This window comes from Sphingomonas sp. EU05-FHT14C10 (assembly GCF_058790595.1).
This window is the reverse complement of sequence record NZ_JBYTEN010000003.1, coordinates 117,546-143,596: the sequence shown is the minus strand read 5'-3', so window position 1 is coordinate 143,596 and position 26,051 is coordinate 117,546. Positions and strand designations below refer to the sequence as shown.

24 protein-coding genes, 1 tRNA gene and 1 riboswitch are annotated in these 26,051 nt (G+C 67.6%); of the genes, 10 read left to right on the top strand and 15 right to left on the bottom strand.

The annotated features are described in order from the left end of the window. Position 1: 1 nt before the first annotated feature. The 3 genes from AC3WT0_RS05345 to AC3WT0_RS05335 form a co-directional block, all read right to left on the bottom strand. A complete protein-coding gene (locus AC3WT0_RS05345) occupies positions 2-595 on the bottom strand; it encodes a malonic semialdehyde reductase (RefSeq protein ID WP_492752046.1) in 594 nt (197 codons plus the stop codon). Positions 596-640: 45 nt separating this feature from the next. After that, on the bottom strand, positions 641-1,213 hold the full coding sequence (locus AC3WT0_RS05340) for a NifU family protein (protein ID WP_492752194.1): 573 nt from the start codon (positions 1,211-1,213) through the stop codon (positions 641-643). Positions 1,214-1,455: 242 nt separating this feature from the next. Then, on the bottom strand, positions 1,456-2,763 hold the full coding sequence (locus tag AC3WT0_RS05335) for a M20/M25/M40 family metallo-hydrolase (RefSeq protein ID WP_492752044.1): 1,308 nt from the start codon (positions 2,761-2,763) through the stop codon (positions 1,456-1,458). Positions 2,764-2,891: 128 nt separating this feature from the next. Here AC3WT0_RS05335 and AC3WT0_RS05330 point away from each other — a divergent pair, with 128 nt between their 5' ends. The 3 genes from AC3WT0_RS05330 (at position 2,892) to AC3WT0_RS05320 (ending at position 9,174) form a co-directional block, all read left to right on the top strand. Continuing rightward, positions 2,892-4,622: a tetratricopeptide repeat protein gene (locus AC3WT0_RS05330; protein WP_492752042.1), complete on the top strand. Its 1,731-nt coding sequence runs from the start codon at positions 2,892-2,894 to the stop codon at positions 4,620-4,622. A 251-nt stretch (positions 4,623-4,873) separates the two neighbouring features. Next, the gene (locus AC3WT0_RS05325) at positions 4,874-6,211 is read left to right on the top strand and encodes a DEAD/DEAH box helicase (protein ID WP_492752040.1); all 1,338 of its coding nucleotides are present in this window, start codon (positions 4,874-4,876) and stop codon (positions 6,209-6,211) included. Between the two features lie 62 nt (positions 6,212-6,273). Beyond that, positions 6,274-9,174: a M16 family metallopeptidase gene (locus tag AC3WT0_RS05320; protein WP_492752039.1), complete on the top strand. Its 2,901-nt coding sequence runs from the start codon at positions 6,274-6,276 to the stop codon at positions 9,172-9,174. A gap of 166 nt (positions 9,175-9,340) precedes the next feature. On the opposite strand, the gene hslU is transcribed toward AC3WT0_RS05320, so the two are convergent. The 3 genes from hslU to AC3WT0_RS05305 form a co-directional block, all read right to left on the bottom strand. Beyond that, positions 9,341-10,642, bottom strand: coding sequence for an ATP-dependent protease ATPase subunit HslU (gene hslU / locus AC3WT0_RS05315; protein ID WP_492752037.1), 1,302 nt, complete (start codon positions 10,640-10,642; stop codon positions 9,341-9,343). A 100-nt stretch (positions 10,643-10,742) separates the two neighbouring features. Then, on the bottom strand, positions 10,743-11,291 hold the full coding sequence (hslV, locus tag AC3WT0_RS05310; RefSeq protein ID WP_492752035.1) for an ATP-dependent protease subunit HslV: 549 nt from the start codon (positions 11,289-11,291) through the stop codon (positions 10,743-10,745). Positions 11,292-11,350: 59 nt separating this feature from the next. Beyond that, positions 11,351-11,689: a DMT family protein gene (locus AC3WT0_RS05305; protein ID WP_492752033.1), complete on the bottom strand. Its 339-nt coding sequence runs from the start codon at positions 11,687-11,689 to the stop codon at positions 11,351-11,353. A 138-nt stretch (positions 11,690-11,827) separates the two neighbouring features. Here AC3WT0_RS05305 and AC3WT0_RS05300 point away from each other — a divergent pair, with 138 nt between their 5' ends. After that, positions 11,828-13,255 carry a mechanosensitive ion channel family protein gene (locus tag AC3WT0_RS05300; protein WP_492752031.1) on the top strand — a complete coding sequence of 476 codons (1,428 nt, stop codon included), beginning with the start codon at positions 11,828-11,830 and terminating at the stop codon, positions 13,253-13,255. 10 nt (positions 13,256-13,265) lie between these two features. Here AC3WT0_RS05300 and AC3WT0_RS05295 read toward each other — a convergent pair whose 3' ends face one another. From AC3WT0_RS05295 to metE, 4 genes are all read right to left on the bottom strand, one after another. Continuing rightward, positions 13,266-13,676 carry a holin family protein gene (locus tag AC3WT0_RS05295; protein WP_492752030.1) on the bottom strand — a complete coding sequence of 137 codons (411 nt, stop codon included), beginning with the start codon at positions 13,674-13,676 and terminating at the stop codon, positions 13,266-13,268. Between the two features lie 132 nt (positions 13,677-13,808). Then, on the bottom strand, positions 13,809-14,348 hold the full coding sequence (locus AC3WT0_RS05290; RefSeq protein WP_492752028.1) for a glycoside hydrolase family 108 protein: 540 nt from the start codon (positions 14,346-14,348) through the stop codon (positions 13,809-13,811). Positions 14,349-14,512: 164 nt separating this feature from the next. Further along, entirely contained in the window at positions 14,513-14,917 is a 405-nt protein-coding gene (locus AC3WT0_RS05285) for an acyl-CoA thioesterase (protein ID WP_492752027.1), read from the bottom strand. Further along, positions 14,904-17,219 carry a 5-methyltetrahydropteroyltriglutamate--homocysteine S-methyltransferase gene (gene metE / locus AC3WT0_RS05280; protein ID WP_492752026.1) on the bottom strand — a complete coding sequence of 772 codons (2,316 nt, stop codon included), beginning with the start codon at positions 17,217-17,219 and terminating at the stop codon, positions 14,904-14,906. The genes AC3WT0_RS05285 and metE overlap by 14 nt, the downstream gene beginning before the upstream one ends. 117 nt (positions 17,220-17,336) lie before the next feature. Next, a riboswitch (cobalamin riboswitch) is annotated at positions 17,337-17,554 on the bottom strand. Between the two features lie 238 nt (positions 17,555-17,792). Between metE and AC3WT0_RS05275 the strand changes: the two genes are divergently transcribed. After that, positions 17,793-18,221, top strand: a complete 429-nt coding sequence (locus AC3WT0_RS05275) for an organic hydroperoxide resistance protein (RefSeq protein ID WP_492752025.1) — start codon at positions 17,793-17,795, stop codon at positions 18,219-18,221. A 58-nt stretch (positions 18,222-18,279) separates the two neighbouring features. On the opposite strand, the gene AC3WT0_RS05270 is transcribed toward AC3WT0_RS05275, so the two are convergent. The 3 genes from AC3WT0_RS05270 to AC3WT0_RS05260 form a co-directional block, all read right to left on the bottom strand. Beyond that, positions 18,280-18,750 (bottom strand): hypothetical protein, encoded by a 471-nt coding sequence (locus AC3WT0_RS05270; protein ID WP_492752024.1) that lies wholly within the window; start codon positions 18,748-18,750, stop codon positions 18,280-18,282. A gap of 23 nt (positions 18,751-18,773) precedes the next feature. Then, positions 18,774-19,304, bottom strand: a complete 531-nt coding sequence (locus AC3WT0_RS05265) for a hypothetical protein (RefSeq protein WP_492752023.1) — start codon at positions 19,302-19,304, stop codon at positions 18,774-18,776. A gap of 211 nt (positions 19,305-19,515) precedes the next feature. Then, positions 19,516-19,592 (bottom strand) — tRNA-Pro (locus AC3WT0_RS05260). A 192-nt stretch (positions 19,593-19,784) separates the two neighbouring features. On the opposite strand from AC3WT0_RS05260, the gene yajC reads away from it, so the two are divergent. From yajC to AC3WT0_RS05240, 4 genes are read left to right on the top strand one after another with little or no spacing between them, the layout of a single operon-like run. After that, on the top strand, positions 19,785-20,126 hold the full coding sequence (gene yajC, locus AC3WT0_RS05255; RefSeq protein ID WP_492752022.1) for a preprotein translocase subunit YajC: 342 nt from the start codon (positions 19,785-19,787) through the stop codon (positions 20,124-20,126). Beyond that, entirely contained in the window at positions 20,126-21,724 is a 1,599-nt protein-coding gene (gene secD, locus AC3WT0_RS05250; RefSeq protein ID WP_492752021.1) for a protein translocase subunit SecD, read from the top strand. The genes yajC and secD overlap by 1 nt, the downstream gene beginning before the upstream one ends. 15 nt (positions 21,725-21,739) lie before the next feature. Next, complete coding sequence (gene secF, locus AC3WT0_RS05245) at positions 21,740-22,711, top strand: protein translocase subunit SecF (protein ID WP_492752020.1); 972 nt, start codon at positions 21,740-21,742, stop codon at positions 22,709-22,711. Further along, positions 22,711-23,094, top strand: a complete 384-nt coding sequence (locus tag AC3WT0_RS05240; protein ID WP_492752019.1) for an Mth938-like domain-containing protein — start codon at positions 22,711-22,713, stop codon at positions 23,092-23,094. Before secF ends, AC3WT0_RS05240 begins: the two co-directional genes overlap by 1 nt. A 50-nt stretch (positions 23,095-23,144) precedes the next feature. On the opposite strand, the gene AC3WT0_RS05235 is transcribed toward AC3WT0_RS05240, so the two are convergent. Continuing rightward, positions 23,145-24,296, bottom strand: coding sequence for a glycosyltransferase (locus AC3WT0_RS05235; protein WP_492752018.1), 1,152 nt, complete (start codon positions 24,294-24,296; stop codon positions 23,145-23,147). Positions 24,297-24,306: 10 nt separating this feature from the next. After that, positions 24,307-25,128 (bottom strand): class I mannose-6-phosphate isomerase, encoded by an 822-nt coding sequence (locus AC3WT0_RS05230; protein WP_492752017.1) that lies wholly within the window; start codon positions 25,126-25,128, stop codon positions 24,307-24,309. Positions 25,129-25,239: 111 nt separating this feature from the next. On the opposite strand from AC3WT0_RS05230, the gene AC3WT0_RS05225 reads away from it, so the two are divergent. Further along, positions 25,240-26,022 carry an outer membrane protein assembly factor BamD gene (locus tag AC3WT0_RS05225; protein ID WP_492752016.1) on the top strand — a complete coding sequence of 261 codons (783 nt, stop codon included), beginning with the start codon at positions 25,240-25,242 and terminating at the stop codon, positions 26,020-26,022. The last annotated feature ends 29 nt before the right edge of the window (positions 26,023-26,051 follow it).

Below are 26,051 nucleotides of genomic sequence, written 5' to 3'. Positions count from 1 at the left end.
TTTACGCGATCTTGTTGAACTTCTCGAAGGCCGGGCGAGGCAGGCGATCGAAGATGGTCGAAGGATCGCCGTAGCCCAACGTCGAGATGAAGTTGGACTTCACGGCCGGCGTGTCGGCGAAGAAGGCGGCATCGACGGCGGCGTTGTCGAAACCCGACATCGGCCCGGTATCGAACCCCAGCGCGCGCGCCGCGATGATGAAATAGGCGCCCTGCAGCGAGCTGTTGCGCATCGCGTGCGTCTTGCGCAGTTCCAGATTGCCCTCGAACCAGCTCTTGGCGTCGACGTGCGGAAACAGCTCGGGCAGATGCTCGTGGAAATTCTCGTCCATCCCGATGATCACGGTCACCGGCGCCTTGCGGATTTTCTCGCCGTTGGTGCCGGAGGACAGCGCGGCCAGCTTGTCCTTCGCGTCCTGGCTGACGCACCAGATCAGGCGCGCGGGAAGCTGGTTGGCCGAGGTCGGCCCCATCTTCATCAGATCCCAGATCTCGTGCAGCTGAGCCTCGGTCACGGGCCGGTCGGTATAGCCGTTATAGGTGCGCGCCTTGCGGAAGATGAGGTCGAGCCCTTCGGGCGACAGCGGAGCAGCCATGTTTTCAGTCCTTGATCGAGAAAGATGGAAATCGCGGGAACGCACTCAGATGGCGCGGACCTCGGTCACTTCGGGCACATAATGTTTGAGCAGCGATTCGATGCCCTGCTTGAGCGTGGCCGTGGACGAGGGGCAGCCGGCGCAGGCGCCGTGCATGCGCAGATAGACGGTGCCCTTGTCGAAGCCGCGATAGACGATGTCGCCGCCGTCATTGGCGACGGCGGGGCGCACCCGCGTCTCGATCAGGTCGCGGATCTGCTCGACGATTTCGGCGTCCTCGGGATTGTCGGCGAAATCCTCTTCGGCGTCGATCGCGATGCCCGCCGCGCTGCCGGGGCGGAACAGCGGCATGTCGGCGACGAAATGGTCGAGGAGGACGGCCAGCACCTGCGGCTTCAGGTCGCGCCATTCGGAACCCGGCGCGGCGGTGACCGATACGAAGTCGCGCCCGAAGAACACGCCTTCGACATCGCCCAGCGTGAACAGCGCCTCGGCCAGCGGCGATGCCTCGGCTTCCTCGGGGCTCGCGAAATCGCGCGTCCCGGCGTCCATCACGATGCGGCCCGGCAGGAACTTGACGGTCGCGGGGTTCGGTGTCGCTTCGGTCTCGATCAACATGCCCGCCATGTGGGGCGAGCCGCGCGCGCGATCAAGCCATAACAGGGGCTGCTGGCGGCAACGCTGGGTTTCCGTCCACGATGTGCTCCAGCGCAGGCTGGAGGCAGCCGTATCGACGCCGGCTCCTTCCGTCATTGCGAGCGCAGCGAAGCAATCCAGTGGGGCGCCGGGCATCGCCTGGATTGCTTCGCTGTGCTCGCAATGACGATCGTGTCGGGCAAGAGCATTTATGAGGTCGTCCCTCAGCGCGGCGTCGCGGCGAGGCGGCTCATCAGGATTGCGGCGCGTTTGGCCTGGCGCTGGATGCTGTCGAGGTCGACGGTCTCGCCCGGCGCATGATCGCCTTCGCTCGCCGTGCCGAGGCCGACCAGCCCGTCGACATCCTTCGCGACGAAGGCGATGTCGCCCGCGCCGCGCTTGAGCGGGTCGAGCGCGGGCATCTCGGCCAGGCCGAGGTCGCGGTTGACGCCATTCAGGCGCGCGAGCAGCGCACGGTTGCCGTCGGTGGGCGCCATCGCCGGATAGCCGCCCTCCTCGAAGACGATCGTCGAGGTCGCGCCGGGCAGCGGGGTGGCGACGATCGCCTTCATTTTCGCGCGCGTCCGCTCGGTCTGCTCGTCGCTCAGCGTGCGCATGTCGCCACGCGCGATCGCCTTTTCGGCGATGATGTTGCTTTTGCCGGCTGCGGTCGCGCGGATGCCGCCGTCGTCGAGCTCTGCGCGCGATCCGCCGGTGACGAGGCCGACATTGTAGGTGAGGTTGGGCTCGCGCAGCTCGCGGCGGAACTGATCGAGGATGCGCGCCATCTCATAGACCGCGCCGAAACCGGCGGCGTCGCTGAAGATGCCGCTCGAATGGCCGCCGCGCGCGGTGACGGTGAGCGTCCAGCTCGACGAGCTGCGCCGCGCGATCGATCCCATGTCGACGCCGTTGTCGACGATCAGCCCCTCGAAATCGAGCGCGGCGTCGGCGCGCTTGCCCGCTGCGATCAGGTCGGCGCGCGCGATCGCGATCGGATCGCCCGAATCCTCCTCGTCGCCGGTCAGCACGATCTCGATGTCCGCATTTTTGAGCGTGCCGGCGGCCTGCATCGCGCGCAACGCGGCAACCATCACCACCATGCCGCCCTTGTCGTCGCCGGCGCCCGGCCCTTCGGCCTTCGATCCCTTGCGGACGAACGTCTGGAAAGGCGAATCCTTCTCGAACACCGTGTCGAGATGGCCGATCAGCAGCATGCGCTTGCCGCGCCCGTTGCCCTTGTGGACCGCGACGATATGTCCTGCGCGCTTGGCCGCCGCCATCGGTACCCAGCGCACCTCGAAGCCCAGCGGCTCCAGCTCGGCGCGCATCATCCGGCCGACCTCGGTCACGCCCGCAAGGTTGAGCGAGCCCGAATTGACGTTCACCAGCCGCTCGAGCAGCGCGATGCTCTGTTCTTTCCCGGCATCGACCGTCGCGACGATCTTCTTCTCGGGCGGCGTCAGCGCGGCAGGCGCGGCGGTGGCGGCGAGCGCGAAGGCGATGACGGCGGCAAGCGACGGATAGGTCATTGGTTTCTCCCTGTGCCGCCGGTTTCGCAGAGCCGGCGCGCGAAGGGAAGTCCGTCGCGTTCGCGTCGCCGCTTCCGCCCGGTGCCGCTGCGGAGTAGGATGGGAGCGCTGCGGCGGGGGGATGCGCGATGAACCGATATTGGCTTGGCGGTGCGATGGCGGGCGGCGTGGCGATGGCCGCGCTCGGGCTGCAGGCGGCTTTCGCCTATCCCGTGCCCGATGCCGCGATGATGGCGCGGCTCGACCCGACATGGGCCAAGGCCAATGGCTGCTTCGCCGCCGGGACGGAAAGCAGCGAGGCGCCGGCGGGGACCAGGCCGATGCCGCTGGTCGAGGGGCTGGCCCCCGTCCACTTTCCGGTTTCGGCAGCCACGCCCGTCGCGCAGCGCTATTTCGATCAAGGCCTCGCCTTCCTCTACGGCTATGAATTCGAGAAGGCCGAACGCAGCTTCGCGCAGGGCGCGGCCGCCGATCCGCAATGCACCATGTGCCTGTGGGGCAAGGCGCTGGCGATGGGGCCTTATATCAACAGCGGACCGCTCGGCCCCGGCCGCGTCGCCGAGGCGCGGGCAGTGACGCAGACGGCGCTGGCGGCGACCAATCTCAGTCCCCTCGAGCGCGATCTGGCGAAGGCGCTCGACGATCGCTACGCGCCCGGTGCGCCGAAGAAGGATGCGCTCGGCGTCCACGGCATCCGCTTTGCCGAGGCGATGCGCGCCATCTCCAACGCCAATCCCGACGACGACGTGCTGATGGTCATGGCGGCCGAGGCGGCGATGGAAGTGCGGCCGTGGGACTATTGGGAGAAGGGCGGCGCCAAGCCGCGTCCATGGGGCGCGCGCGCCATCTACCTCGTCCAGACCGTGCTCGCGCGCAATCCCGACCAGCCCGAGGCGCAGCATCTCTACATCCACCTGACTGAGGCTTCGGTGAACCCGGGCCTTGCCGAGCAGGCGGCCGATCGGCTCGCCAGATCATCGCCTGCCTCGGCGCATCTCATCCACATGCCCGGCCATACCTATTATGGCATCGGGCGCTTCGCCGATGCGCTGAAGGTCAACGAGCAGGCCGTGGTCGCCGACGACGCGATGGCGACGAAGCTGGGCGAGGCGGAGCCCTTCTACGGCTATTTCCGGCACCATACGCATTTCATGGTCTCGGCATCCGAACAGATCGGCGACAAGGCCGGCGCGCTCAGGCATGCCGCAGCGCTCGAAGCATCGGTCACTCCCCAAATGCTCGCCAGGTCGGGCCGTGGCCAAATCTTCCTGGTGACGGCGATGCAGGCGCGCGCGCAGTTCGCGACCACGGCGGAGATGCTGGCCATGCCCGCGCCGCCGATGACCGCGCCGATCGCGCGCCAGCTCTGGTACGCGCTGCGCGCCGAGGCGCTGGGCCGCGACGGGGATAGGAAGGCGGCGATGCGCGAGATCGCGGCGATGCGTGCCGAGCGCGGGCGGGTGAAGATCGATCCGGACATGCGCGCCGCCGCGATCATCGCCGAGCATATGGCGCTCGGCCGCATCGCCTTCGGCGCGGGGCGCTACCGCGACGCCGCGAAGCAGTTCGCCAGGGCCAACGCGATCGATCTCGCCTTCGGCTATAACGAACCGCCGGTCTGGCATCAGCCGATCGAGGCGTCGGTCGGCGCATCGCTGCTCAAGGCCGGCGACGCGAAGGGCGCGATCGCGGCCTTCCAGCGCGCGCTGGTCGAGCGGCCCGGCAATGGCTGGGCGCTGTGGGGGCTGGCGCAGGCGCAAGGCGCGGCCGGCGACCCCGCCGCCCAAAGCGCGACGCTGGCGAGGCTCAACGCGCAATGGGTCGGCGACAAGCAACTGCTCCAGCTCGCGCGGCTTTAGGCGTCTGCCACCGGCAGGTGGCACCAAATCCGCACCGCCGCCTTGCTTTCGCCTTGATCGACAGCCATATGGCCCCTGCGCACGGGATTTCCCGCAGGCGGCGGCAGCGTGAACAGCTCGGTGATCGAGCCCGGCCGCCCCTATATGCGCTCCCAAGCCCAAGGCTTCCCTATCACGCGGGTCGTCACAAGACCCCGCGTCTCGTGGCCCGCCGCCGTGCGCGCTGCGTTGCGCCTTTTTGAAGGTATTCCATGACCAAGTTTTCCGATCTCGGCCTTGCCGAGCCGATCCTGAAGGCGCTTGCCGCCAAGGGTTACGAAAACCCCACGCCGATCCAGCAGAAGGCGATCCCGCCGCTTCTGGAAGGCCATGACCTGTGCGGCATCGCGCAGACCGGCACCGGCAAGACCGCGGCCTTCGCGCTGCCCAGCCTCGATTATTTCGCGCGCCATCCCAAGCCGACCCCGATCGGCGGCTGCCGTATGCTCATCCTTTCGCCGACGCGCGAGCTGGCGGCGCAGATCGCCACCTCGTTCCGCGACTATGCGCGCTTCCTGCGCCTGTCGGTCGAAACGGTGTTCGGCGGCGTGCCGATCGGCCGCCAGATCAACAAGCTGCGTCCCGGCGTCGACATCCTCGTCGCCACGCCCGGCCGCCTGCTCGACCTGATCGACCAGCGCGCGCTGAGCCTGCGCAATGTCGAGATCTTCGTCCTCGACGAGGCCGATCAGATGCTCGACCTCGGCTTCATCCACGCGTTGAAGCGCATCGACAAGCTGCTGCCGGAAAAGCGCCAGTCGCTCTTCTTCTCGGCGACCATGCCCAAGACGATCGCCGAGCTGGGCGACCGCTTCCTGACCGATCCGGTCAAGGTCGCGGTGACCCCCGTCGCCTCGACCGCCGAGCGCGTCCGCCAGTTCGTCACCTTCGTCAATCAGGCCGAGAAGCAGGCGCTGCTCACGCTCACGCTGCGCGCCGAGCCGATCGATCGCGCGCTCGTCTTCACCCGCACCAAGTACGGCGCGGACAAGGTGGTGAAGCATCTGATGGCGGCCGGCATCGGCTGCGCCGCGATCCACGGCAACAAGAGCCAGCCGCAGCGCACCGCCGCGCTCCAGGCCTTCCGCGACGGCCGGATCAAGATCCTCGTCGCGACTGACATCGCTGCGCGCGGCATCGACGTGTCGGGCGTCAGCCATGTCTTCAACTTCGAGCTGCCCAACGTCGCCGAGCAATATGTCCACCGCATCGGCCGCACCGCGCGCGCCGGGGCCGACGGCATCGCGATCAGCTTCGTGGACGAGGAAGAGCGCGCCTATCTGCGCGGGATCGAGAAGCTGACGCGCATCAAGCTCGAGCCCGTGCCGCTGCCCGAGAACTTCATGGCGCAGAAGGCGTCGCTGCCCAAGCCGTCCAACGCGCCGAGGGGCGAGCGTCGCGAAGATCATGGCCGCAGCGATCATGGCCGCAATGGCCGTCCCGGTGGCGGCGAGCGGCCGGCGGGCGACCGTCCGAAGCGTCCGTTCCGTCATGGTCCGCGCCGTAACGGTGTCGGCGCCCACAAGGGCGCGGTCACCCGCGCGCGGTGAAATCGGCGGCGGTCGTGCGCCGCCGCCTTCCAACCGTTGAAAAAGCCCGGTAAGCCGGCGCGATGTTCCCCTCGTGCCGGCGCCTGGCGCGCTTCGTCGCTCCGCTGCTCATCCTGTCGCTCGGCCTTGGCGGCTGCGCGACTGTCGGCACGGGCGGCGGCGGCGCCGGCGCGGGGAGCCGGGGCAAGCCCTGGCTCTACAAGGGGTCGGACGTTCCCATCGATCGCGACTGGGCGTTCGGCACGCTCCCCAACGGCATCCGCTATGCCGTGCGCCGCAACGGCGCGCCGCCGGGGCAGGTCTCGATCCGCGTGCGCGTCGACGTCGGCTCGCTGATGGAGGCGGATGACGAGCGCGGCTACGCCCATTTCATCGAGCATCTGTCGTTCCGCGGCTCGACCTTCGTGCGCGACGGCGAGGCGAAGCGGACCTGGCAGCGGCTGGGCGCGACCTTCGGCAGCGACAGCAATGCCGAGACCACGGCGACGCAGACCGTCTACAAGCTCGATCTTCCCGCCGCCACGCGCGGCGGGCTGCGCGAAAGCCTCAACATCCTTGCCGGCATGATGTCCGGCCCGATCATCGACAAGGCGACGGTCGACAGCGAGCGCCAGATCGTGCTCGACGAGGCGCGCGAGCGCTTCGGCCCGGCCGTGCGCGTCGACGATGCGACGCGCGCGCTGTTCTTCGCCGGCCAGCCGCTCGCCGATCGCGCGCCGATCGGCACGACGCAGAGCCTGACCGATGCGAGCGCCGCCAGCCTGCGCGCCTTCCACGATCGCTGGTACCGGCCCGATCGCACGGTGGTGGTGATCGCGGGCGACGGCAATCCGCGCCTGTTCGAACAGATGGTCCGCGCTACCTTCGCCAGCTGGCGCGGCAAGGGGCCGAAGCCGAAGCAGCCCGATTTCGGGCGGCCCGAGGCGGGCGGGCGGACCAGCGCGGTGATGGTCGATCCTTCGCTGCCGCCGATGATCACGATGGCGACGCTCCGGCCCTGGAAGCAGAAGGCCGATACGATCGCCTATAATCAGGGGCTGATGCGCGACATCCTCGCGACGCGGCTGATCAACCGCCGGTTGGAGACGCGCGCGCGCGCCGGGGGCAGCTTCCTGCAGGCGCAGGTCGACCGCGACGACGTGTCGCGATCGGCCGATGCGACCTTCGTCGGCATCGTGCCGCTGGGCGACGACTGGCCGGGCGCGGTGCATGACGTGCGCGCGGTGATCGCGGAGGCGCTGCTCCAGCCGCCCAAGCAGGCCGAGATCGACCGCGAGGTCGGCGAGATCGATCTGGCGATGGCGGCGGCGGCCGCGCAGGCCCCGACCGCGCGCGGCGCGAAGCTGGCCGACGATCTCGTCAACGCCGTCGACATTCGCGAGACGGTGACGTCGCCCAAGGCCGCGCTCGACATTTTCCGTGCCATGAAGGGCAGCTTCACGCCCGAACTGATCCAGGACGCGACGAAGCGCCTGTTCACCGGCGTCACCACGCGCGCGGTGATGGTGCTGCCCAGGGCCGATCCCGATGCCGAGGCGCGGCTGGCGACGCTGCTCACCGAAGATGTGTCGAAGGACGCGCTCGCCGTCGCCGATCAGGCGCCGGTCAGCTTCGACAGCCTGCCGCGTCTGGGCGATCCGGGATCGGTCGTCCGCCGCGACCCCAGCGACGCGCGCGGGGTCAATTTCATCGAGCTGTCGAACGGCGTCCGGCTGGTGCTGTTTCCCAATACGTCCGAAGCCGGCAAGGTCAGTGTCCTCGTCCGCTTCGGTAACGGACTGCTCGGCCTGCCGACCGATCGCCCGACGCTGGCGTGGAGCGGACAGGCCGGGATGGTCGCCAGCGGCATCGGCGATCTGGGGCAGGAGGAGCTGGACCGTCTGACCTCGGGCTATCAGGTCAGTATGGGATTCGGCATCGATGAGGATGCGTTCGAGCTGCGCGGCAATACCACCGCCGCCGATCTCAGGAACCAGTTGCTGCTGCTCGCCGACAAGCTGGCCTTCCCCGGTTGGGATCCGCGCCCGATCGTCCGCGCGCGCGCGGCGATGCTCGCCAATTACGACAGCGCAAGCGCCTCGCCGCTCTCGGTGATGGGGCGCGATCTGCCCTCGATCCTGCGCGGCGGCGACCGGCGCTGGAAAGCGCCCGATCGCGCCGCGATCGAGGCGCTGACGCCGCAGGCTTTCCGCAGCTTCTGGGAACCGATCCTCCGGACCGGGCCGATCGAGGTGCTGGTGTTCGGCGATTTCCAGTTGCCCGACGCGATCATCGCGGCGACCGAGACCTTCGGCGCGCTGCCGCGCCGCACGCGCCCGCCGATCGATCCGGCGGCGCGGCGCCCGTCCTTCCCGCCGCATGATGCGAAGCCCTTCGTCGCGCATCATGCCGGGCCGGAGGATCAGGCGGCCGCCGTGATCGCCTGGCCGACGGGGGGCGGGCTGAAGGACGTGTTCGAGGCGCGCAAGCTCGACGTGCTGGCGGCGATCTTCTCTGATCGGCTGTTCGAGCGTTTCCGCCAGCAGGAGGGCGGCAGCTATTCGCCCAGCGTCAACAGCGTCTGGCCGCGCGATCTGGAGACCGGCGGCTATGTGATCGCGGGCACCGGCCTTCGGCCCGACCGCGTCGACAGCTTTCTGACGATGGCGAAGGATATCGCGGCCGATCTCGCCGCCAATCCGGTGAGCGCGGACGAACTTGGCCGCGCGGTCGGCCCCCTGCTGCAATATTTCGTCCGCGCGTCGAACAGCAACGCTTTCGGCATCGACCGCTACAGCGCGACGAGCTGGGATCGCGCGCGGCTGGCGACGATCTATTCGGTGCCCGCCGACCTGAAGCGCATCACCCCCGCCGACATTCAGGCAACCGCGCTCAACTGGCTTCAGCCGGGCAAGAGCTGGTCGATGGTCGTGCTGCCCGACGCGAAAACCGGCGGGGGCGCGGGCACAAGCGCACGACCCTAGCCGCCGTTCGGGCTGAGCCTGTCGAAGCCCTTTCCTTCTTCTTCCGCGCGGAGAAAGGGAGGGCTTCGACAAGCTCAGCCCGAACGGGAGGAGCATCGGGCGCCGCCCCCTTCCGTCATCCCCGCCTGCGCGGGAACGGCGATGAAGGGGCTAAGCACCCCCCGCCTTACAGCACATATTTCGACAGGTCGGTGTTCCGCGCGATCGGGGCGAGCTGCCTGTCGACATAGGCGGCGTCGATGGTCAGCGTCGTGCCCTGGCGGTCCTCGGCGTCGAAGCTGACTTCCTCCAGCAGCTTCTCCATCACTGTCTGCAGCCGGCGCGCGCCGATATTCTCGACCTGCGCGTTCACCTCGGCGGCGATGCGGGCGATGGCGCGGATGCCGTCGTCGGCGAAGCCGATCTCGACGCCCTCGGTGCCGATCAGCGCCTTGTACTGCTGCGGCAGGCTGGCCTTCGTGTCGCTGAGGATGCGGACGAAATCCTCCTCGGTCAGCGCGGTCAGCTCGACGCGGATCGGCAGGCGGCCCTGCAGTTCGGGCAGCAGGTCGCTCGGCTTGGCGACGTGGAAGGCGCCGCTGGCGATGAAGAGGATGTGATCGGTCTTCATCGGCCCATATTTGGTCGAGACGGTCGTGCCCTCGATCAGCGGCAGCAGGTCGCGCTGCACGCCTTCGCGGCTGACGGAGCCGCCGCGCACGTCGCTGACCGCGATCTTGTCGATCTCGTCGAGGAAGACGATGCCATTGGCCTCGGCGTCGGCAAGCGCGATGCGGCTCACCTCGTCCTGGTCCATGCGCTTTTCGGCTTCCTCGTCGACCAGCTTGTCCCACGCGGCGCGGACGCTCAGCTTGCGGCGTTTGGTCTGGCCGCCGCCAAAGGCCTTGCCCATCATGTCGCCCAGATTGATCATGCCGATCTGGCCGCCATTGCCCGGCATCTCGAAGGGCATTTGCGGCGTGGCCTGCAATTCGATCTCGATCTCGGTCTCGTCGAGATGGCCGTCGCGGAAGCGCTGGCGGAAGGCGGTGCGCGTCGCCTCGCTCGCATCCTTGCCGGTCAGCGCGTCGAGCAGGCGGTTCATCGCCGCCTCCTCGGCCTTGTCCTTCACCGCGCTGCGGCGGCGGTCCTTCTCCAGCCGCACGGCTTCCTCGACCAGATCGCGCGCGATCTGCTCGACGTCGCGGCCGACATAGCCGACCTCGGTGAACTTGGTGGCTTCGACCTTGACGAAGGGCGCGTCGGCCAGCTTGGCGAGGCGACGGCTGATCTCGGTCTTGCCGCAGCCGGTCGGCCCGATCATCAGGATGTTCTTGGGGGTGACCTCGTCGCGCAGATCGGCGCCCAGCCGCTGGCGGCGCCAGCGGTTGCGCAGCGCCACGGCAACCGCGCGCTTGGCGTCGTTCTGGCCGATGATGTGCGCGTCGAGCGCCGCGACAATGGCCTTGGGGGTGAGGGATTCGTTCATGGGTTCATATTTCCGTTCGTCCCGAGCGAAGTCGAGGGACGTTCTGGGGCAGGAATAACGTGTCTCGACTTCGCTCGACACGAACGGCGATCTGGACTCGTCAGATGGAATCCAGCGTCTCGATCGTCACATTCTCGTTGGTGTAGACGCAGATGTCGGCGGCGACCTTCATCGCCTTGCGGCCGATCACCTCGGCATCGGCTTCATAGTCGTCGAGCGCGCGCGCGGCCGACAGGGCGTAGTTGCCGCCCGATCCGATCGCGGCGATCCCGCCCACCGGCTCCAGCACGTCGCCATTGCCGGTCAGCACCAGCGTCACGTCCTTGTCGGCGACGATCATCAGCGCCTCGAGGTTGCGGAGATATTTGTCGGTCCGCCAGTCCTTCGCCAGCTCGACGGCGGCGCGCATCAGCTGGCCGTTATGTCGCTCCAGCTTCGCTTCCAGCCGCTCGAACAATGTGAAGGCGTCGGCGGTCGCGCCTGCGAAGCCGGCGATCACCTTGCCGTCGCCCAGCGGGCGCACCTTGCGGGCATTGGGCTTCATCACCGTCTGCCCCATCGAAACCTGGCCGTCGCCGATGACGATGACCTTGCCGTTCTTGCGCACGGACAGGATCGTCGTGCCGTGCCATTTCAAACTGTCGCTCATTCAAGTCCCGCTCTGATTGGGTCTGGCCGCCATATGGGAAGCGCCCGGGCGCCCTGCAATCAGTGCGTCTTGCCGACGAACATGAAGCCCGCCGCGCCGATTATGCAGGCGAAGGCGCCAAGGTAGCGCCAGCCCACCGGCTCCTTCAGCACCAGCACGGCGAAGATCGCGAAGACGGCCAGCGTCACGCATTCCTGCATGATCTTCAACTGGCCGCCGGTCAGCCCATGGGCATAGCCGATCCGGTTGGCGGGCACCGCGAAGCAATATTCGACGAAGGCGATCCCCCAGCTCGCCAGGATCACCAGCCACAGCGGCGCCTGCGGGAATTTGAGATGCCCGTACCAGGCGATCGTCATGAAGCTGTTGGAGGCGATGAGCAGCAGCAATGTCGTCATCAAAGTCCCTCGATCCGAAAGCGCGGCCAATCCGTCCGCCGCTGACCTTTCTTTTCGCGCAATGCAAGATTGCAGATTGGCTGTCGCGCGGCGCTGCGCCAGACTGCGGCCGGGCGGTCATGCCCGGGGGAGGATCGCATGGGGCTTGCCTTGATGCCCGCTGCGCTGCTGGCGTTGACGCTGATCGCGGTGTTCGTCGTCCGGTCGCGCCCGCTGAGCGTGAAGATCGCGTGCGAGGCGGTGCTGCTCGCGGTCATCGGCGGCTATCTGCTGTATCGCGGCACCACGCCGCTGCCGATGGACAACCAGATCGGCACTGCGCCCGACGGCGCATGGTTGCGCGCGCTCGCCGTCCTCTGGTGGCTGATCGGCGCGCGTTTCGTCGCGATCCTGACGGTGATGGCGCTGGGCCGCGACGCACGGTCGCGGCAGGCGCGGCTGTTTTCCGATCTGCTCGCGGGGGCGATCTATCTCACCGCCGTGCTCGTCATCCTCAATTCAGTGCTCGACGTGCCGGTCAGGGGGCTGCTCGCCACATCGGGCGTGATCGCGATCGTGCTTGGCCTCGCGCTGCAGAATACGCTGTCGGACGTGTTTTCGGGGATCGCGGTGGGGCTGGAACAGCCCTTCCATGTCGGCGACCGCGTCAGCATCGGCGATCATCCCGAAGGGACGGTGGTCGAGATGAACTGGCGCTCGGTGCGCATCCAGACCGACGGCGAGGATCTGGCGACCATTCCCAACAGCATCGTCGCCAGGAGCCAGATCATCAACCGCAGCGTGCCCACCGCGCGCCGCGCCGCCACGGTCGAGATTCCCACCCAGTCGGCGGCGCGGTCGGAAGTGCTGATGAACCTCATCTGGCAGGCGATCCAGCTTTCGCCCGCGATCCTCGATCAGCCGACGCCGTCGGTCTCGATCAAATATGTCGGCGCGCGCACGACAACTTTCGGCGTCACCTATTTCGTCGCCTCGACCTCGGCGCTGTCGACCGCGCGCAGCCAGTTGCTGCGGCAGGTGCGGCGGCTCTTCCGCCACGCCAATGTGCAGGATGGCCCGCCGGGGACGGACGCCAGCCTGCTCGCCGGCCTCGTCCTCTTCGAATCGCTCAACATGGAACAGGTCGGCAAGCTCGCCGACGCGCTGGCGGAACGCACGCTCAGCGTCGGCGAGACGCTGTTCGAGCAGGGCAGCCACGGCGCGTCGCTCTACGTCATCCGATCGGGCATCCTCGAAGTGACCCGGCTGGAGAAGAATGGCAGCCGCACCTTCTACGGCCGCATCGGCCCCGGCGAATATCTGGGCGAGATCAGCATGATGACGGGCGAGGCGCGCACCGTGACGGTGACGGCGCTGTCGCCCGCCGAGGTGCTGGATCTGCCGCGTACCGCGATCGAATCGCTGCTCGGCGAGGACAGCAGCCTCAGCGCCGCGCTCGAACGCTCGGTCCAGCGCGGGCTGGCGCTGCTCGATCGCGACGCCGCCGCGCGCAACTGCCAGCCGCTCGACGAGGCCGGTGCGCTGCTCGACCGCATCCGCATTTTCCTCGGCCTGCGGAGGAAGTGAGCGGCGGGCGTCAGTCGGTGCCTTTCGCCTTCCCCCACTGGCGCGCGATCGTATAGCCGAGATAGCCGGTGCCGAAGAGCGCATAGAGCGGCTCGGGGATGCCTGCGAGATAGGCGTTCATCCCCGCGCCGATCGCCCGCGCCGCATCGGGCCGGAACGCGGCGAGGATGCCCATCGGGATCGACCAGAGCAGCAGCACGTACATCACGTAAAGAAAGCTCGGCCGCGCCCGGCTGGTCCAGGGATCGGCCGATTGCGCCTCGGCGAGGATCGCCGCCATCTGCGCCTTGGCCGCTTCGAGCTGGTTGCTGCTTTCGAGGCGCAGCAGCTCCAGCTTTGCGGCGTCGCGCGCCCTGGGATCGGGGATCAGCTTGTCGATGATGCTGGTGATGGGGCCGAGCAGGCCGTCGAGAAGCGCCATGGGATGACCTTTCGTTGGAAGGGGTTTGTTCGTGGATCAGGAGACCCGTTCGTCCCGAGCGTAGTCGAGGGACGCATGACGCCGCGGATGCGTGTCTCGACTACGCTCGACACGAACGGAGGACGTGGCGCATCACGCCAGCCGGTTGGCCAGCCAGCCATAAAGGAACGCCTCGTTCGCCGGCCGGCGTTCGGCGAGGCGGATATAACGTTCGCCCTGCAGCGCATTGAGCGCCTTCAGCAGCACGGCCTCGCCTGCCTTGCCGCGCCGGGCGATGAAGGCGGTGAGCGCGGCGATGGTGTGGTCGCCGATCACGGCATCGACGGCGATGTCGGCATAGTCGCTCGCGTCGCGATTGAGCGCGTTGAGCGCGCGCTGGAGAAAGCCGGTCGCGACCCCCGGCCCCATATTGACGCCGGTGTCGAACAGTTCGGCCGCCACATCGGGCGCGGCCGCCGCCACGCGCGCATAGCCCGGCTTCTCCCAATAGCGCCGTCGGTAGATCGCGGCCGCCGCGTCGCGCGGAAAGCCGCGCATGTCGCCGTCATAGCCGTTGGCGCGCGCCACGGCCTGCGTGATGCCCCAGCGCGTGGAGCCGCCCGTATCGGCCGGGTGGCTGCTAAAACCGCCCTCCCGGCCGATCAGTTCGTCGATCATCTGGTCGATATCCATCATCCGCCTCCTGCGAGTCGGCGAATGATAACCATATAGGTTATCTGTAGGACAGAGAATTATCCACAATCCGTCATTGCGAGCGAAGCGAAGCAATCCAGACGATGCCCGGCGCCGAATCTGGATTGCTTCGCCGGCTGCGCCGCCTCGCAATGACGCGGCGCCTACGCCCCCGCCACCTCCAGCGGCTTCACCGCGCGCGGCCGCCGATCCGGTCCCATCGCGACGAAGGAGAAGCTGGCGTGAGTCACCTTGTTCTCCTCGTCCGAATGGCGATCGCGCGCCCAGGCCTCGACCTCGACCTGCATCGAGGTGCGGCCGACCTTCACCAGCCGCGCGAAGACCGAAAGCTCGTCGCCGACGAAGACGGGGCGGTGGAAGGCCATGCCTTCCACCGCGATCGTCACCGCGCGGCCGCCCGCATGGCGCGACGCCACCGACGATGCCGCCAGGTCCATCTGCGCCATCAGCCAGCCGCCGAAAATGTCGCCATAGACATTGGCATCGGCGGGCATGGCGGTGACGCGCACCGTCGGCTGCCCCTCGGGCCGATCCTCACTGCGCGTCATAGGCCGCCTTCACGCGCAGGCGCTGCGCCGCGCCGACCATGGCGACCAGCGCGGGCTTCACCTCGTCCCACTTGCGCGTCTTGAGCCCGCAATCGGGGTTCACCCACAATTGCGCGGCGGGCACGCGCTTCGCCGCGAGCGTGAGCAATTCGGCCATCTCGCCTTCGGCCGGGATGCGCGGCGCGTGGATGTCGTAGACGCCCGGCCCGATATCGTTGGGATAGGCATAGCTGGCGAAGGCGCCGAGCAGTTCCATCCGCGACCGCGCCGTCTCGATCGAGATCACATCGGCATCCATCGCCCCGATCGAGGGCAGGATGTCGTTGAACTCCGAATAGCACATATGCGTGTGGATCTGCGTCTCGTCGCCCACGCCAGAGGCGGCGATGCGGAAGCAGTCGACCGACCAGTCGAGATAATGCTGCCAGTCGGCGCGGCGCAGCGGCAGGCCCTCGCGCAGCGCCGCCTCGTCGATCTGGATGATCTGCGCGCCGGCGGCCTCGAGGTCGACCACCTCGTCGCGGATCGCGAGCGCGATCTGGCGGCAGCTTGCCTCGCGCGGCTGGTCGTCGCGCACGAAGGACCAGTTGAGGATGGTGACGGGGCCGGTCAGCATCCCCTTCATCGGCCGGGCGGTCAGCGACTGGGCATAGCGCCACCAGTCCACCGTCATCGGATCGGGCCGCGAGACGTCGCCGAACAGCAGGGGCGGGCGCACGCAGCGCGATCCATAGCTTTGCACCCAGCCCGCGCGCGTGAAGGCGAATCCGGCAAGCTGCTCGCCGAAATATTGCACCATGTCGTTGCGCTCGAACTCGCCATGGACGAGCACGTCGAGCCCGATTTCCTCCTGCCAGGCGACGGCATCGCGCGTCGCATCGCGCAGGAAGGCCTCATAGCCGGCCGCGTCGAGCTCGCCCTTGCCGTGGAGCGCGCGGGCGTGGCGGACCTCGGCGGTCTGCGGGAAGGACCCGATCGTGGTGGTCGGGAAGGCGGGCAGGCCGAGCCGCGCCTGCTGCGCCGCCTTGCGCGCGGCGAAGGGCGATGTCCGCTGCGTCATCGCCGCGTCGACGGCGGCGACGCGCGCCTGCACCCTGGGATCGTGGATCAGCGGCGAGGTGAGGCGCGCGGCCGCCGCCACCCGCGAGTCCTCCAGCTCGGCGCGGACCGCGTCGCGCCCTTGGTTGAGCGCTTTGGCGATCGTCGCGAGCTCGCCGATCTTCTGCGCGGCGAAGGACAGCCACTGCTTCACCTGCGGGTCGAGCGCGGTTTCGAGCGCAAGGTCGACGGGGACGTGGAGCAGCGAGCAGGACGGCGCGATCACCACGTCGCGCGTCGCCGCGATCGGGGCGATGCGATCGATGATCGCGTCCAGATCGGCGCGCCAGACGTTGCGCCCGTCGATCACGCCCAGCGACAGCAATTGCGTGGCGCGCAGCCGCGCGGCGACCGGGGCAAGCTGGTCGGGCGCGCGGACCAGATCGACATGCAGGCCGTGGACGGGGAGTGCGACGGCGAGGTCGAGATTGTCGCCCAGTCCGCCGAAATAGCTGGTGAGCATCAGCTTGGCGCCCTTGGTCGCCAGCCGGGCATAGGCGCGGCGGAAGGCGTCGCGCTGCGCGTCGCTCAGGTCGAGCACCAGCGCCGGCTCGTCGATCTGCACCCAGTCGGCGCCCAGCGCGACCAGCTTCCAGATCACATCCTCATAGACGGGGAGCAGCGCGTCGAGCAGGTCGAGCGGATCGACGCCCTCGCCCTTGGCGAGCGAAAGGAAAGTGACGGGGCCGAGCAGGACGGGCCGGGTCTGATAGCCCAGCGCCTTCGCTTCGGCGAACTGGTCGAGGATGCGCGTCGACGACAGCGCGAAACGCTGGCCGGCGGCAAGCTCGGGCACCAGATAATGATAGTTGGTGTCGAACCATTTGGTCATTTCCTGCGCGGTCGCGTCGATCGCGTGCGCGCAGCCGTCATGCCCCTTGTCGGCAGCACCCTGCGTGCCGCGCGCCATCGCGAAATAGGTGGCGAGGTCGACGTCGCCGCCGTGCCAGCCGTAGCGCGCGGGAACGGCGCCCACCATCGCGCTGGTATCGAGCGCATGGTCGTAGAGCGAGAAATCGCCCGAGGGCAGGATATCGGCGCCCAGCGCCTTCTGGCGCGCCCATGCGGCGGCGCGCAGTCCGCTTGCCGAGGCAAGCAACGCGGCGGCGCTGCTTTTGCCTGACCAGTGGCTTTCGAGCGCGAACTTCAGTTCGCGGCGCGGGCCGATGCGGGGGAAACCGAGGGTGGCGACAGTCGCGGTCATCGTCTTCAAGCCTTGCGTTGGGCAAGGTGAGGGGTCTGACGCACGATGCACGGGAATCCGCACCCGCCGGCAAGCCGGGCGCAGCCATGCACGCGGCCTGACCGGACACCCCGCCGGAGGACGTTATCTGACGAGGCAGGTCTCCTGGCTCACGGATCGCAGCGGCGGTCTGGCCTTCCCGATCCTTGCCGGATCAGTGACACGTATCGACCGCCGCTCACCGCTTACAGTTGCGGGGGCAGCGCCGGACTGGCCCCGAGGGGCGTCACCGGCTTCCCGTCTTAGCTCCGCACCGCCCGGGGGTGACGCGAAGAACCTCGACAGCTTCAGGATAGGCAAAGCCGCGCGCCTGTCAATCCACATATAAAGAAATCTTTATATCCATTCCATCATTGCGCGAGGGCGGAAATCGCACCGGATGGCCGCGCTTGGCTCGCAACGGCGATGCAACGAAAAAAATCGCACACGATATAATGGCAGGCCTTGACCACCATGCTCGCTGCGCCTATTTGTCGAGCACACGATTTGATCGTGTACGATATAAAAGCCGACGAAAGACGAAAGGAAGCCCTCATGTCCGTGAACGTCCTCTATCAGACCTCCGCCCGCGCCACCGGCGGCCGCGACGGGCACAGCGCCACGCTCGACGGCGCCGTCGACGTCAAGCTGACCACCCCCAAGGAACTGGGCGGCGCGGGCGGCGACGGGGTGAACCCCGAGCAGCTTTTCGCGACCGGCTATGCCGCCTGCTTCATCGGCGCGATGAAGTTCGTCGCCTCGCAGGGCGGCACCGCCAAGGTTCCCGCCGACACCGCCGTCACCGCGACGGTCGGCATCGGCCCGCGCTCGGAAGGCGGCTTCGGCCTCGCCATCGCGCTCGAAGTCTCGCTGCCGGGCGTCCCGCGCGACCAGGCCGAGGAGCTCGTCGCCAAGGCGCATCAGGTCTGCCCCTATTCGAACGCCACGCGCAACAATGTCGACGTCCAGCTGACCGTCGCCTGATCGGCCCGATCGGTTTCTGGAAAAGCCCCCGGCTGCGCTGCGGCCGGGGGCTTTCGTTTCAGCTTGTGGGCTTTGCGGCGGGCTTGAGGAAGGATTTGGTGCCTTCCTCGCTCATCTCTTCCTCGGCGGTCTTGCAGAAGGCGGCCTTGCGCGGCGCTGCCTCGTCGATCATCAGCCCGACGAGCGACCCGAAGCCCACCAGCGTGCGGTCGCGGAACATGCTCTTGTCCGCATCGGTCGGCAGGTCGGGCAGGCTTTCGTTGATCACCGCAGTCAGCGCGCCTTTGACGGCTTCCTCGTTCATGTCGATGCTGTCGCACAGCACGGCGGCGGCGGTCGCATGCGCCACCAGGTTGAGCACTGCCACCTGCCGCACGGTCAGGTCCTTGCCCAGCCGGTCGGTGATGATGTGGCGCGCCGGATTGTCGGCGATCGCCGGTGCTGCGCGCTTGGCTTTTGCCTTGGTCGCGGCCTGCGCCGGCGCCGTGGCGAGGATTGCGATCGCGAGCATGTAGGTCGCTGATTTCATATCCATTCTCCCCGATCTGCCGGTCAGTATCCGCCGAACTCGCGGCGCGTCCATTTCGACGAGAATTCGCCATATTTATAGCAGGTCGCCTGCCGCCGGTAGCAGACGACATTGTCCGCCGGGCTGTACTGGCCATAGCGATCGCCATAGCGGCCATTGTCGTAATAATCGTCGTCATGATGCTTGTTGCTGCTCGCCGCGCCCGCGACGATCGCACCGATCACCAGCGCGCCGATCACGCCCGCCGCCACGGCATCGCCCTTGCCGCCCTTGCCGCAATCCTTGTTGGTCGCCGGATCGAGATTCTGCACGCGCCCGTTCCACACATACATGGACACGCAGTCCTTCGATCCGCTGTTCCACCAGTAGGATCGGTCGTTGGCGTTGCGCGTCAGGCTGTAGCCGCGCTGCCCCAGCGCGGATTCGGCGGACGATCCCCTGATGCCGATCAGGTCGCGAAGATTGCTTGCCTGCGCCGATGCGGGTGCCGCCGGAAGCAACGCCCCGGCCATTATGATGCCGATCGCGGCCATGCGGCCATATTGTCGTGTCATGCCTCGTCCTCCTCCGACTCGCGGCACGCCGGCTGCGGCCGGCATCCCTCCGTTGCGCGAACCCGAATGCCGCCGCCTGTTACTGCGACATGCACGTTGCCGGCGGACGACAAGCCCCGCGCCGCCGGAAATCCATCTGAAGCTGGAAGAGGTTGCGCGCGGCCCCGGCGCTTGTCCAGCGCCCGTGCGATGCTGCGGCTTTAGGATGAAATGGTCGGGGCGACAGGATTCGAACCTGCGACCCCCACACCCCCAGTGTGATGCGCTACCAGGCTGCGCTACGCCCCGACCAGGCGGACTCGACCTGTCGGCCGACGTCCGGAGCCGCGCCCCTTAAGGCCATGCGCGCGCCGACGCAAGCAGGGAGCGTGCGCCCGCCCCCTGCAACCAATGTTGCGCCCCCGCGCCCTTACGTGATAGGCGCGCGGCTTTCCGGGGGACTTTGGGCTGTCCCTCCCTGATCAGGCGATAAAGAAAACGATGTTCGCAACCCCCGCTTTCGCACAGGCCGCAGGCGGCGCGTCCGCCGCAGGCACGGGCGCCTTCTTCGTGCAGATGGTGCCGCTGCTCTTCATCTTCGTCATCTTCTACTTCCTGCTGATCCGTCCGCAGCAGCAGCGGATGAAGAAGCATCGCGCGATGATCGATGCCGCCAAGAAGGGCGATAGCGTCGTCACCGGCGGCGGCCTCGTCGGCAAGGTGACCAAGGTCGAGGACGAGTTCGTCGAGATCGAGCTGGCGCCCAGCGTGCGCGTCCGCGCGGTCAAGTCGACGTTGACGGACATCACGCCGCTCGGCGGCGGAAAGCCGGCAAACGACTGATGCTCGATTTCCCGCGCTGGAAGGTGGTGGGGATTCTCGCCGTCGTCATCCTCGGTGTGATGATGGCGGTGCCCAGCCTTGTTCCCGAATCGGCCTGGCCCAAATGGCTGCCCGCGCCCCGCGTCAATCTGGGGCTCGATCTGTCGGGCGGCAGCCACCTGCTGCTCGAGGCGGATTCGACCGATATCGCCAAGCAGCGTCTGGAACAGATGCAGGAAACGATCCGCACCGAGATGCGGCGCGGCAACCCCCGCATCGATATCGGCGATATCTCGACGCAGGGCGGCCGGCTGGCCTTCCTCGTCCGCGATCAGGCGCAGACCGATGCCGCGGTCGAGCGCGTCCGCGCGCTGACCCAGGGCGTCGGCGTCACCGGCCAGCGCGACTGGGACGTGAAGGTCGAGGATAGCAGCCGCGTCATCGTCACGCCGACCCCGGCCGGCCTTGCCGCCGCGACCAACAGCGCGATGCAGGTCGCGACCGAGGTCGTCCGCAAGCGCATCGACGAAATGGGCACCAAGGAGCCGACGATCATCCGCCAGGGCGCGACGCGCATTCTGGTGCAGGTCCCCGGCCTCCAGAACCCCGAAGCGCTCAAGCAGCTGCTCGGCAAGACCGCCAAGCTCGAATTCAAGATGGTCGATCTGACCGCGACCGCCACCGACATCGCGCAGAACCACGCGCCGGTCGGCAGCCAGATCCTGCCTTATCCCGATGCGCCGGGTAATGGACCCAAGGCGATCGCCGTCCACCGCCAGGTGATGATATCGGGCGATCAGCTCATCGACGCGCAGCAGGGCTTCGACCAGCGCACCAATATGCCCGTCGTCAACATCCGCTTCGACGGGCAGGGCGGCCGCAAGTTCGCGAAGGTCACGCAGGAAAATACAGGCAAGCCCTTCGCGATGATCCTCGACAACAGCGTGCTGTCGGCGCCCAACATCAACGAACCGATCCTCGGCGGTCAGGCGCAGATCAGCGGCAATTTCACCGTCGAAAGCGCCAACCAGCTCGCCATCGCGCTGCGTTCGGGCAAGCTGCCCGTGGCGCTCAAGGTGATCGAGGAACGCACCGTCGGGCCGCAGCTCGGCGCTGACTCGATCCGCGCGGGCATCCTCGCCTCGACGATCGCGGCGGTGGCGGTGATCATCTTCATGCTCGTCACCTATGGCCGCTTCGGCATCTACGCCAACCTCGCCGTGGTGATTAACATCTTCGTGATCCTCGGCGTCATGGGCCTGCTCGGCGCGACGCTGACGCTGCCCGGCATCGCCGGCTTCGTGCTCACCATCGGCACCGCGGTCGACGCCAACGTGCTGATCAACGAACGCATCCGCGAAGAGCGGCGGCGCGGGCGCAGCGTCGTCCAGGCCGTCGAACATGGCTATAAGGAAGCCAGCCGCACCATCTTCGAGGCGAACGTGACGCACGCGATCGCAGGCCTGATCATGCTCGTGCTCGGCTCCGGGCCGATCAAGGGCTTCGCCATCGTGCTGCTGATCGGCATCGCCACGTCGGTGTTCACCGCCGTCACCTTCACCCGCATGCTCGTCGCCGGCTGGATCCGCAGGAACCGCCCGACCGAGATGAACATTTAAGGGCGGGAGCGAACCATGCGACTTTTGAAACTCGTCCCCGACAATACCAATCTCGGCTTCGTCAAGCTGCGCTTCTGGGCCTTCGGGCTCACTGCGCTCCTGACCCTGCTCGCGGTCGGCGCGGTCGCCACGCGCGGCCTCAATCTCGGCGTCGACTTCGTCGGCGGCCTGATGATCGAGGCCAAGTTCCAGCAGGTCCCGCAGCTCGATCAGGTGCGCTCGGATGTCGACAGGCTGGGCGTCGGCGAAGGCCAGCTCCAGCAGTTCGGCGATCCCAACACCGTGTCGATCCGCCTGCCGCTCCCGGCGAGCGAGGATCCCGGCGCGACCAATGCCGTCGTCCGCAAGGTGCAGGGCGCGCTGTCGGCCAAATATCCCGGCGTCGTGTTCAACAAGGCCGATACCGTCTCGGGCAAGGTCTCGGACGAACTGATCCGCAACGGCATCATCGCGGTGCTGCTCGCGATCATCGGCATCGCGATCTTCTCGTGGCTGCGCTACGAATGGCAGTTCGGCATCTCGACCGCCGTCGCCATTCTGCACGACGTGCTGATGACGCTCGGCTTCTTCGCGGTCACGCGGCTGGAATTCGATCTCAACATCGTCGCCGCCGTGCTCACGATCATCGGCTACTCGATCAACGACAAGATGGTGATCGACGATCGCATCCGCGAAAATATGCGGAAATATCGCCAGATGGACATGAAGTCGCTGATCGACCTTTCGGTGAACGAAACGCTGCCGCGTACCGTGATGACCTCGATCACCGTGCTCATCGCGCTGGGCGCGCTGCTGATCTGGGGCGGCCATGTGCTGCGCGGCTTCACCGCCGCCATGATGCTCGGCATCGTCGTCGGCACCTACTCGTCGATCTACGTGTCGTCGTCGCTGCTCATCACCCTCGGCCTCACCCCGCGTGCGCCCGATCGCAAGGCGAACGCCGCCAGCGTCGCCAGCGGCGCCGAACGGGTCGGCCCGCGCGACTGATGGCGGGCAAGGATATCGGCGTCCGCGTCTCGCGCGATCGCGCGGGCGCGGGGCCGATGGTCACCGGCTTTGCGGGGCGCGGCTTCCGCGTCGATGGCGTCGCGATGGAAGGCGCGCTGCTCACGCCCTTATGGGCGCGCGAATGGGCCGATCCCGCGATCGACGAAGCCGCGATCGCCGATCTGCTTGCCTTTGGCCCGCCGCCCGAATTCATCCTGATCGGCACGGGCAGCAGCCTGCTCCGTCCGCCGCCCGCCTTCGTCGCCGCGATCGAGGCGCTCGGCATCGGCGTCGAGGCGATGGACAGCCGCGCCGCCGCGCGCGCCTGGGGCGTATTGCGCGCCGAAGACCGCTGGATCGCCGCCGCGCTGATGCCGCTCTGACTCCCCGTCATTGCGAGCGCAGCGAAGCAATCCAGAGCGGCGCCTGACGTTCAGTCTGGATTGCTTCGCTGCGCTCGCAATGACGCTGCTTTCCCTGCAATCCCGGACAAATGCTCGAACAGCACCTGGCTATTGGCTTCCCAGGTAAACCCCTCAGCCGCGCGCCGCACGACATCGCGGTCCGGCGGCGTGGCGAGCAGCTCTTTCACGGCATCTGAAATCGCCTCGGGCGTGCGCGCCACGATCCGCCCCGCGCCGTCGTCGCGCAGCAGTTCGCGCGCTCCGCCCACGTCGGCGATCACGATCGGCGTTCCGCAGGCCAGCGCCTCGACCCAGGCATTGGCCAGCCCTTCGGACGCCGAGGGCAGCAGCATCACGTCGGCTGCGGCGAGGATGGCGGGGAGGGCGGCGTGGGGCTGCGCACCCAGAAAATGCACGCGCCTTCCCGGTGCGCGCGCCTGCGCCTGATAGGCCGCGCGCATCGGCCCTTCGCCGACGATCAGCAGCGTGGCGTCGGGCAGCGCCTTCATCGCTTCGATCGCCAGCGCCTGCCCCTTGCGCTCGATCAGCGCGCCCACCGTCGCGACGACCGGGCCGGACAGCCCCAGCGCCGTCTTTGCCGCGTCGCGGTCGGCGATCGCGAACAGGTCGAGGTCGACGCCGGTATAATGAACGCGCACCGTGTCGCGCGCGATGCCGATCGCCGTCATGTCGTCGGCGAGTGCCGCCGAAACCGCAAGCAGGCCGTCCGCCTTTTGCGCCGCCGCCACGATCTGCGGCCCGCTGTCGCGCCGCCGTCCCCAATAATGGATATCCGCGCCGCGCGCCTTGATCGAAAAGGGATAGCCCAGCGCCGCTGCAGCGACGCCGTCGGGCCAGAAGAATTGCGCGTCGATCACGTCGAACGGGAAGTCGCGCCTGATCTCCGCGATCAGCGGCCGCAACGCACGCGCCATCGACGCCGCGTTGTATTTTCCACCAACTATCGGAAATGAAAGGAAATTGGTCCGATAGACCGTCAGCCCCTTCCAGTCAGACCCGATATTCCCCTGATAACCCAGCAGAACGCCGCGCGGCGCCACCACCCGAAGGTCGACATCCTTGCGCTTCGCCAGCTCCAGCGTCTGCCGTTCCACGAAGATGCCGAAATCGGGCCGGTCCGCATCCGGGAAAAGGCTGGAAAGGGTGAGGACGCGGAGCATCCCCGCAACCCTAGCCGATCGCCTGCGCTCCCGGATAGGCGATCAGCACGTCGGCCTCGTCGAAATCGACCGCGATCTCCCCCTTCGCCGCCCAGGCCTCGCCCGCTTCCCACGCTTCGCCGTCGATAATGCCCTTGCCGGTGAGCGGCACGAACCAGCCCTCGATGCCCGCCGGCAGCGTCAGGCCGCGCGGCCGGGTCCAGCGTTCCATCACGAACTTCTCGCCTTCGGTCAGGATTGCGCGCCCGGGCGCCGCCTCGCGCACATGCGTCGTCGGGGTGAAGGGCATGGGGTCCGAAACCGCCAGCCCCGCGTCGAGATGCAGTTCGCGCGGGCGGCCATAATCATAGAGCCGGTAAGTCAGATCGACATTCTGCTGGATCTCGACCAGCGTGATCCCCGCGCCGATCGCATGGATCGTGCCGGCCGGCGAATAGATGACGTCCCCCGCCTTCACCGGCCGCCAGTCCATCAACTGCTCGATGCTGCCGTCGAGCGCGGCCGCGCGCAGATGCTCGCGCGTCGTCGCTTGCTTCAGGCCAAGCGCGATCGTCGAATCGGGTTCGGCAGCCAGCACGACCCACGCCTCATCCTTGCCTCGCGGGTAGCCCGCCTTTTGCGCGGCCGCGTCGTCGGGATGCACCTGGACCGACAGCCGCTCGCTGGTGAACAGATATTTGACGAGCAGTTCGGACTGCGTGTCGCCCTCAGCCTGGAACCAAACCTCGCCGACCGGATCGGCGTCGGGTGCCGGATCGGCGAATCCCGGCCAGAGATGATGGCGCCCCCAGGGCTTTTCGACGCGTTGGGTGGCGAGGCGCGTGGCGGGCATGCTTGTCTCCCAGCGGTCAAATATGGCTGACGACTAACGCATAAGCCTTGTGACGGTGCCACGGCAACGGACGCTTGGCGACAGGCAGGCTCTCGGTTAAGACGCTCCCCCATGCGTAAGACCGTCTTCCGGCCAGCCCTCCTCATGCTTGGCCTCGCTCTCTTCGGTGTCCTCTCGGGATGTGCCGGCCGCGGCAAGAAGGCGGACACCGCCTATGTGGCGCGCGACGTCAATTCGCTTTACGACGCGGCGCGCACCCGCTTCGAGCGGAAGCAGTATAAGCTGGCGGGCGCGCTGTTCGACGAAGTCGAGCGTCAGCATCCCTATTCGGTCTGGGCGCGGCGCGCGCAGTTGATGAGCGCCTACAGCTATTATCTCGGCGGTTCCTACACCGAATCCATCGCGGCGGCGCAGCGCTTCCTTGCGATCCACCCGGGCAATCGCGACGCAGTCTATGCGAACTATATCGTCGCGGTCGATTATTATGAGCAGATCAGCGACGTCACGCGCGACCAGAAGATCACGCAGCAGGCGCTCGATGCGCTCAACGAAGTGATCCGCCGCTATCCCGATTCGCGCTACGCCGCCGATGCGCGGCTCAAGGTCGATCTCGTCACTGATCACCTCGCCGGCAAGGAGATGGAAGTCGGCCGCTTCTATCAGCGCCGCGCCCAGTGGCTGGCTGCGACGCTGCGCTTCCGCCAAGTGATCGACAATTTCCAGACCACCAGCCATGTGCCCGAGGCGCTGATGCGCCTCACTGAATGTTATCTGGCGCTCGGCATCCCTGCGGAAGCCAAGAAGGCGGCCGCAGTGCTTGGCTCCAACTATCCGGGCACTGACTGGTATGAACATGCCTACAAGCTGATGAAGGAAAAGGCGCCCGGCGCCTGAGGCGTGCGCGGCGATTGTATCGCGCCTTC

What these genes read in the sequence shown, in the direction of transcription:
- AC3WT0_RS05345 (WP_492752046.1), bottom strand. Translation starts at nt 595, where the DNA reads ATGGCTGCTCCGCTGTCGCCCGAAGGGCTCGACCTCATCTTCCGCAAG.
- AC3WT0_RS05340 (WP_492752194.1), bottom strand. Translation starts at nt 1,213, where the DNA reads ATGTTGATCGAGACCGAAGCGACACCGAACCCCGCGACCGTCAAGTTC.
- AC3WT0_RS05335 (WP_492752044.1), bottom strand. Translation starts at nt 2,763, where the DNA reads ATGACCTATCCGTCGCTTGCCGCCGTCATCGCCTTCGCGCTCGCCGCC.
- AC3WT0_RS05330 (WP_492752042.1), top strand. Translation starts at nt 2,892, where the DNA reads ATGAACCGATATTGGCTTGGCGGTGCGATGGCGGGCGGCGTGGCGATG.
- AC3WT0_RS05325 (WP_492752040.1), top strand. Translation starts at nt 4,874, where the DNA reads ATGACCAAGTTTTCCGATCTCGGCCTTGCCGAGCCGATCCTGAAGGCG.
- AC3WT0_RS05320 (WP_492752039.1), top strand. Translation starts at nt 6,274, where the DNA reads ATGTTCCCCTCGTGCCGGCGCCTGGCGCGCTTCGTCGCTCCGCTGCTC.
- hslU (WP_492752037.1), bottom strand. Translation starts at nt 10,642, where the DNA reads ATGAACGAATCCCTCACCCCCAAGGCCATTGTCGCGGCGCTCGACGCG.
- hslV (WP_492752035.1), bottom strand. Translation starts at nt 11,291, where the DNA reads ATGAGCGACAGTTTGAAATGGCACGGCACGACGATCCTGTCCGTGCGC.
- AC3WT0_RS05305 (WP_492752033.1), bottom strand. Translation starts at nt 11,689, where the DNA reads ATGACGACATTGCTGCTGCTCATCGCCTCCAACAGCTTCATGACGATC.
- AC3WT0_RS05300 (WP_492752031.1), top strand. Translation starts at nt 11,828, where the DNA reads ATGGGGCTTGCCTTGATGCCCGCTGCGCTGCTGGCGTTGACGCTGATC.
- AC3WT0_RS05295 (WP_492752030.1), bottom strand. Translation starts at nt 13,676, where the DNA reads ATGGCGCTTCTCGACGGCCTGCTCGGCCCCATCACCAGCATCATCGAC.
- AC3WT0_RS05290 (WP_492752028.1), bottom strand. Translation starts at nt 14,348, where the DNA reads ATGGATATCGACCAGATGATCGACGAACTGATCGGCCGGGAGGGCGGT.
- AC3WT0_RS05285 (WP_492752027.1), bottom strand. Translation starts at nt 14,917, where the DNA reads ATGACGCGCAGTGAGGATCGGCCCGAGGGGCAGCCGACGGTGCGCGTC.
- metE (WP_492752026.1), bottom strand. Translation starts at nt 17,219, where the DNA reads ATGACCGCGACTGTCGCCACCCTCGGTTTCCCCCGCATCGGCCCGCGC.
- AC3WT0_RS05275 (WP_492752025.1), top strand. Translation starts at nt 17,793, where the DNA reads ATGTCCGTGAACGTCCTCTATCAGACCTCCGCCCGCGCCACCGGCGGC.
- AC3WT0_RS05270 (WP_492752024.1), bottom strand. Translation starts at nt 18,750, where the DNA reads ATGAAATCAGCGACCTACATGCTCGCGATCGCAATCCTCGCCACGGCG.
- AC3WT0_RS05265 (WP_492752023.1), bottom strand. Translation starts at nt 19,304, where the DNA reads ATGACACGACAATATGGCCGCATGGCCGCGATCGGCATCATAATGGCC.
- yajC (WP_492752022.1), top strand. Translation starts at nt 19,785, where the DNA reads ATGTTCGCAACCCCCGCTTTCGCACAGGCCGCAGGCGGCGCGTCCGCC.
- secD (WP_492752021.1), top strand. Translation starts at nt 20,126, where the DNA reads ATGCTCGATTTCCCGCGCTGGAAGGTGGTGGGGATTCTCGCCGTCGTC.
- secF (WP_492752020.1), top strand. Translation starts at nt 21,740, where the DNA reads ATGCGACTTTTGAAACTCGTCCCCGACAATACCAATCTCGGCTTCGTC.
- AC3WT0_RS05240 (WP_492752019.1), top strand. Translation starts at nt 22,711, where the DNA reads ATGGCGGGCAAGGATATCGGCGTCCGCGTCTCGCGCGATCGCGCGGGC.
- AC3WT0_RS05235 (WP_492752018.1), bottom strand. Translation starts at nt 24,296, where the DNA reads ATGCTCCGCGTCCTCACCCTTTCCAGCCTTTTCCCGGATGCGGACCGG.
- AC3WT0_RS05230 (WP_492752017.1), bottom strand. Translation starts at nt 25,128, where the DNA reads ATGCCCGCCACGCGCCTCGCCACCCAACGCGTCGAAAAGCCCTGGGGG.
- AC3WT0_RS05225 (WP_492752016.1), top strand. Translation starts at nt 25,240, where the DNA reads ATGCGTAAGACCGTCTTCCGGCCAGCCCTCCTCATGCTTGGCCTCGCT.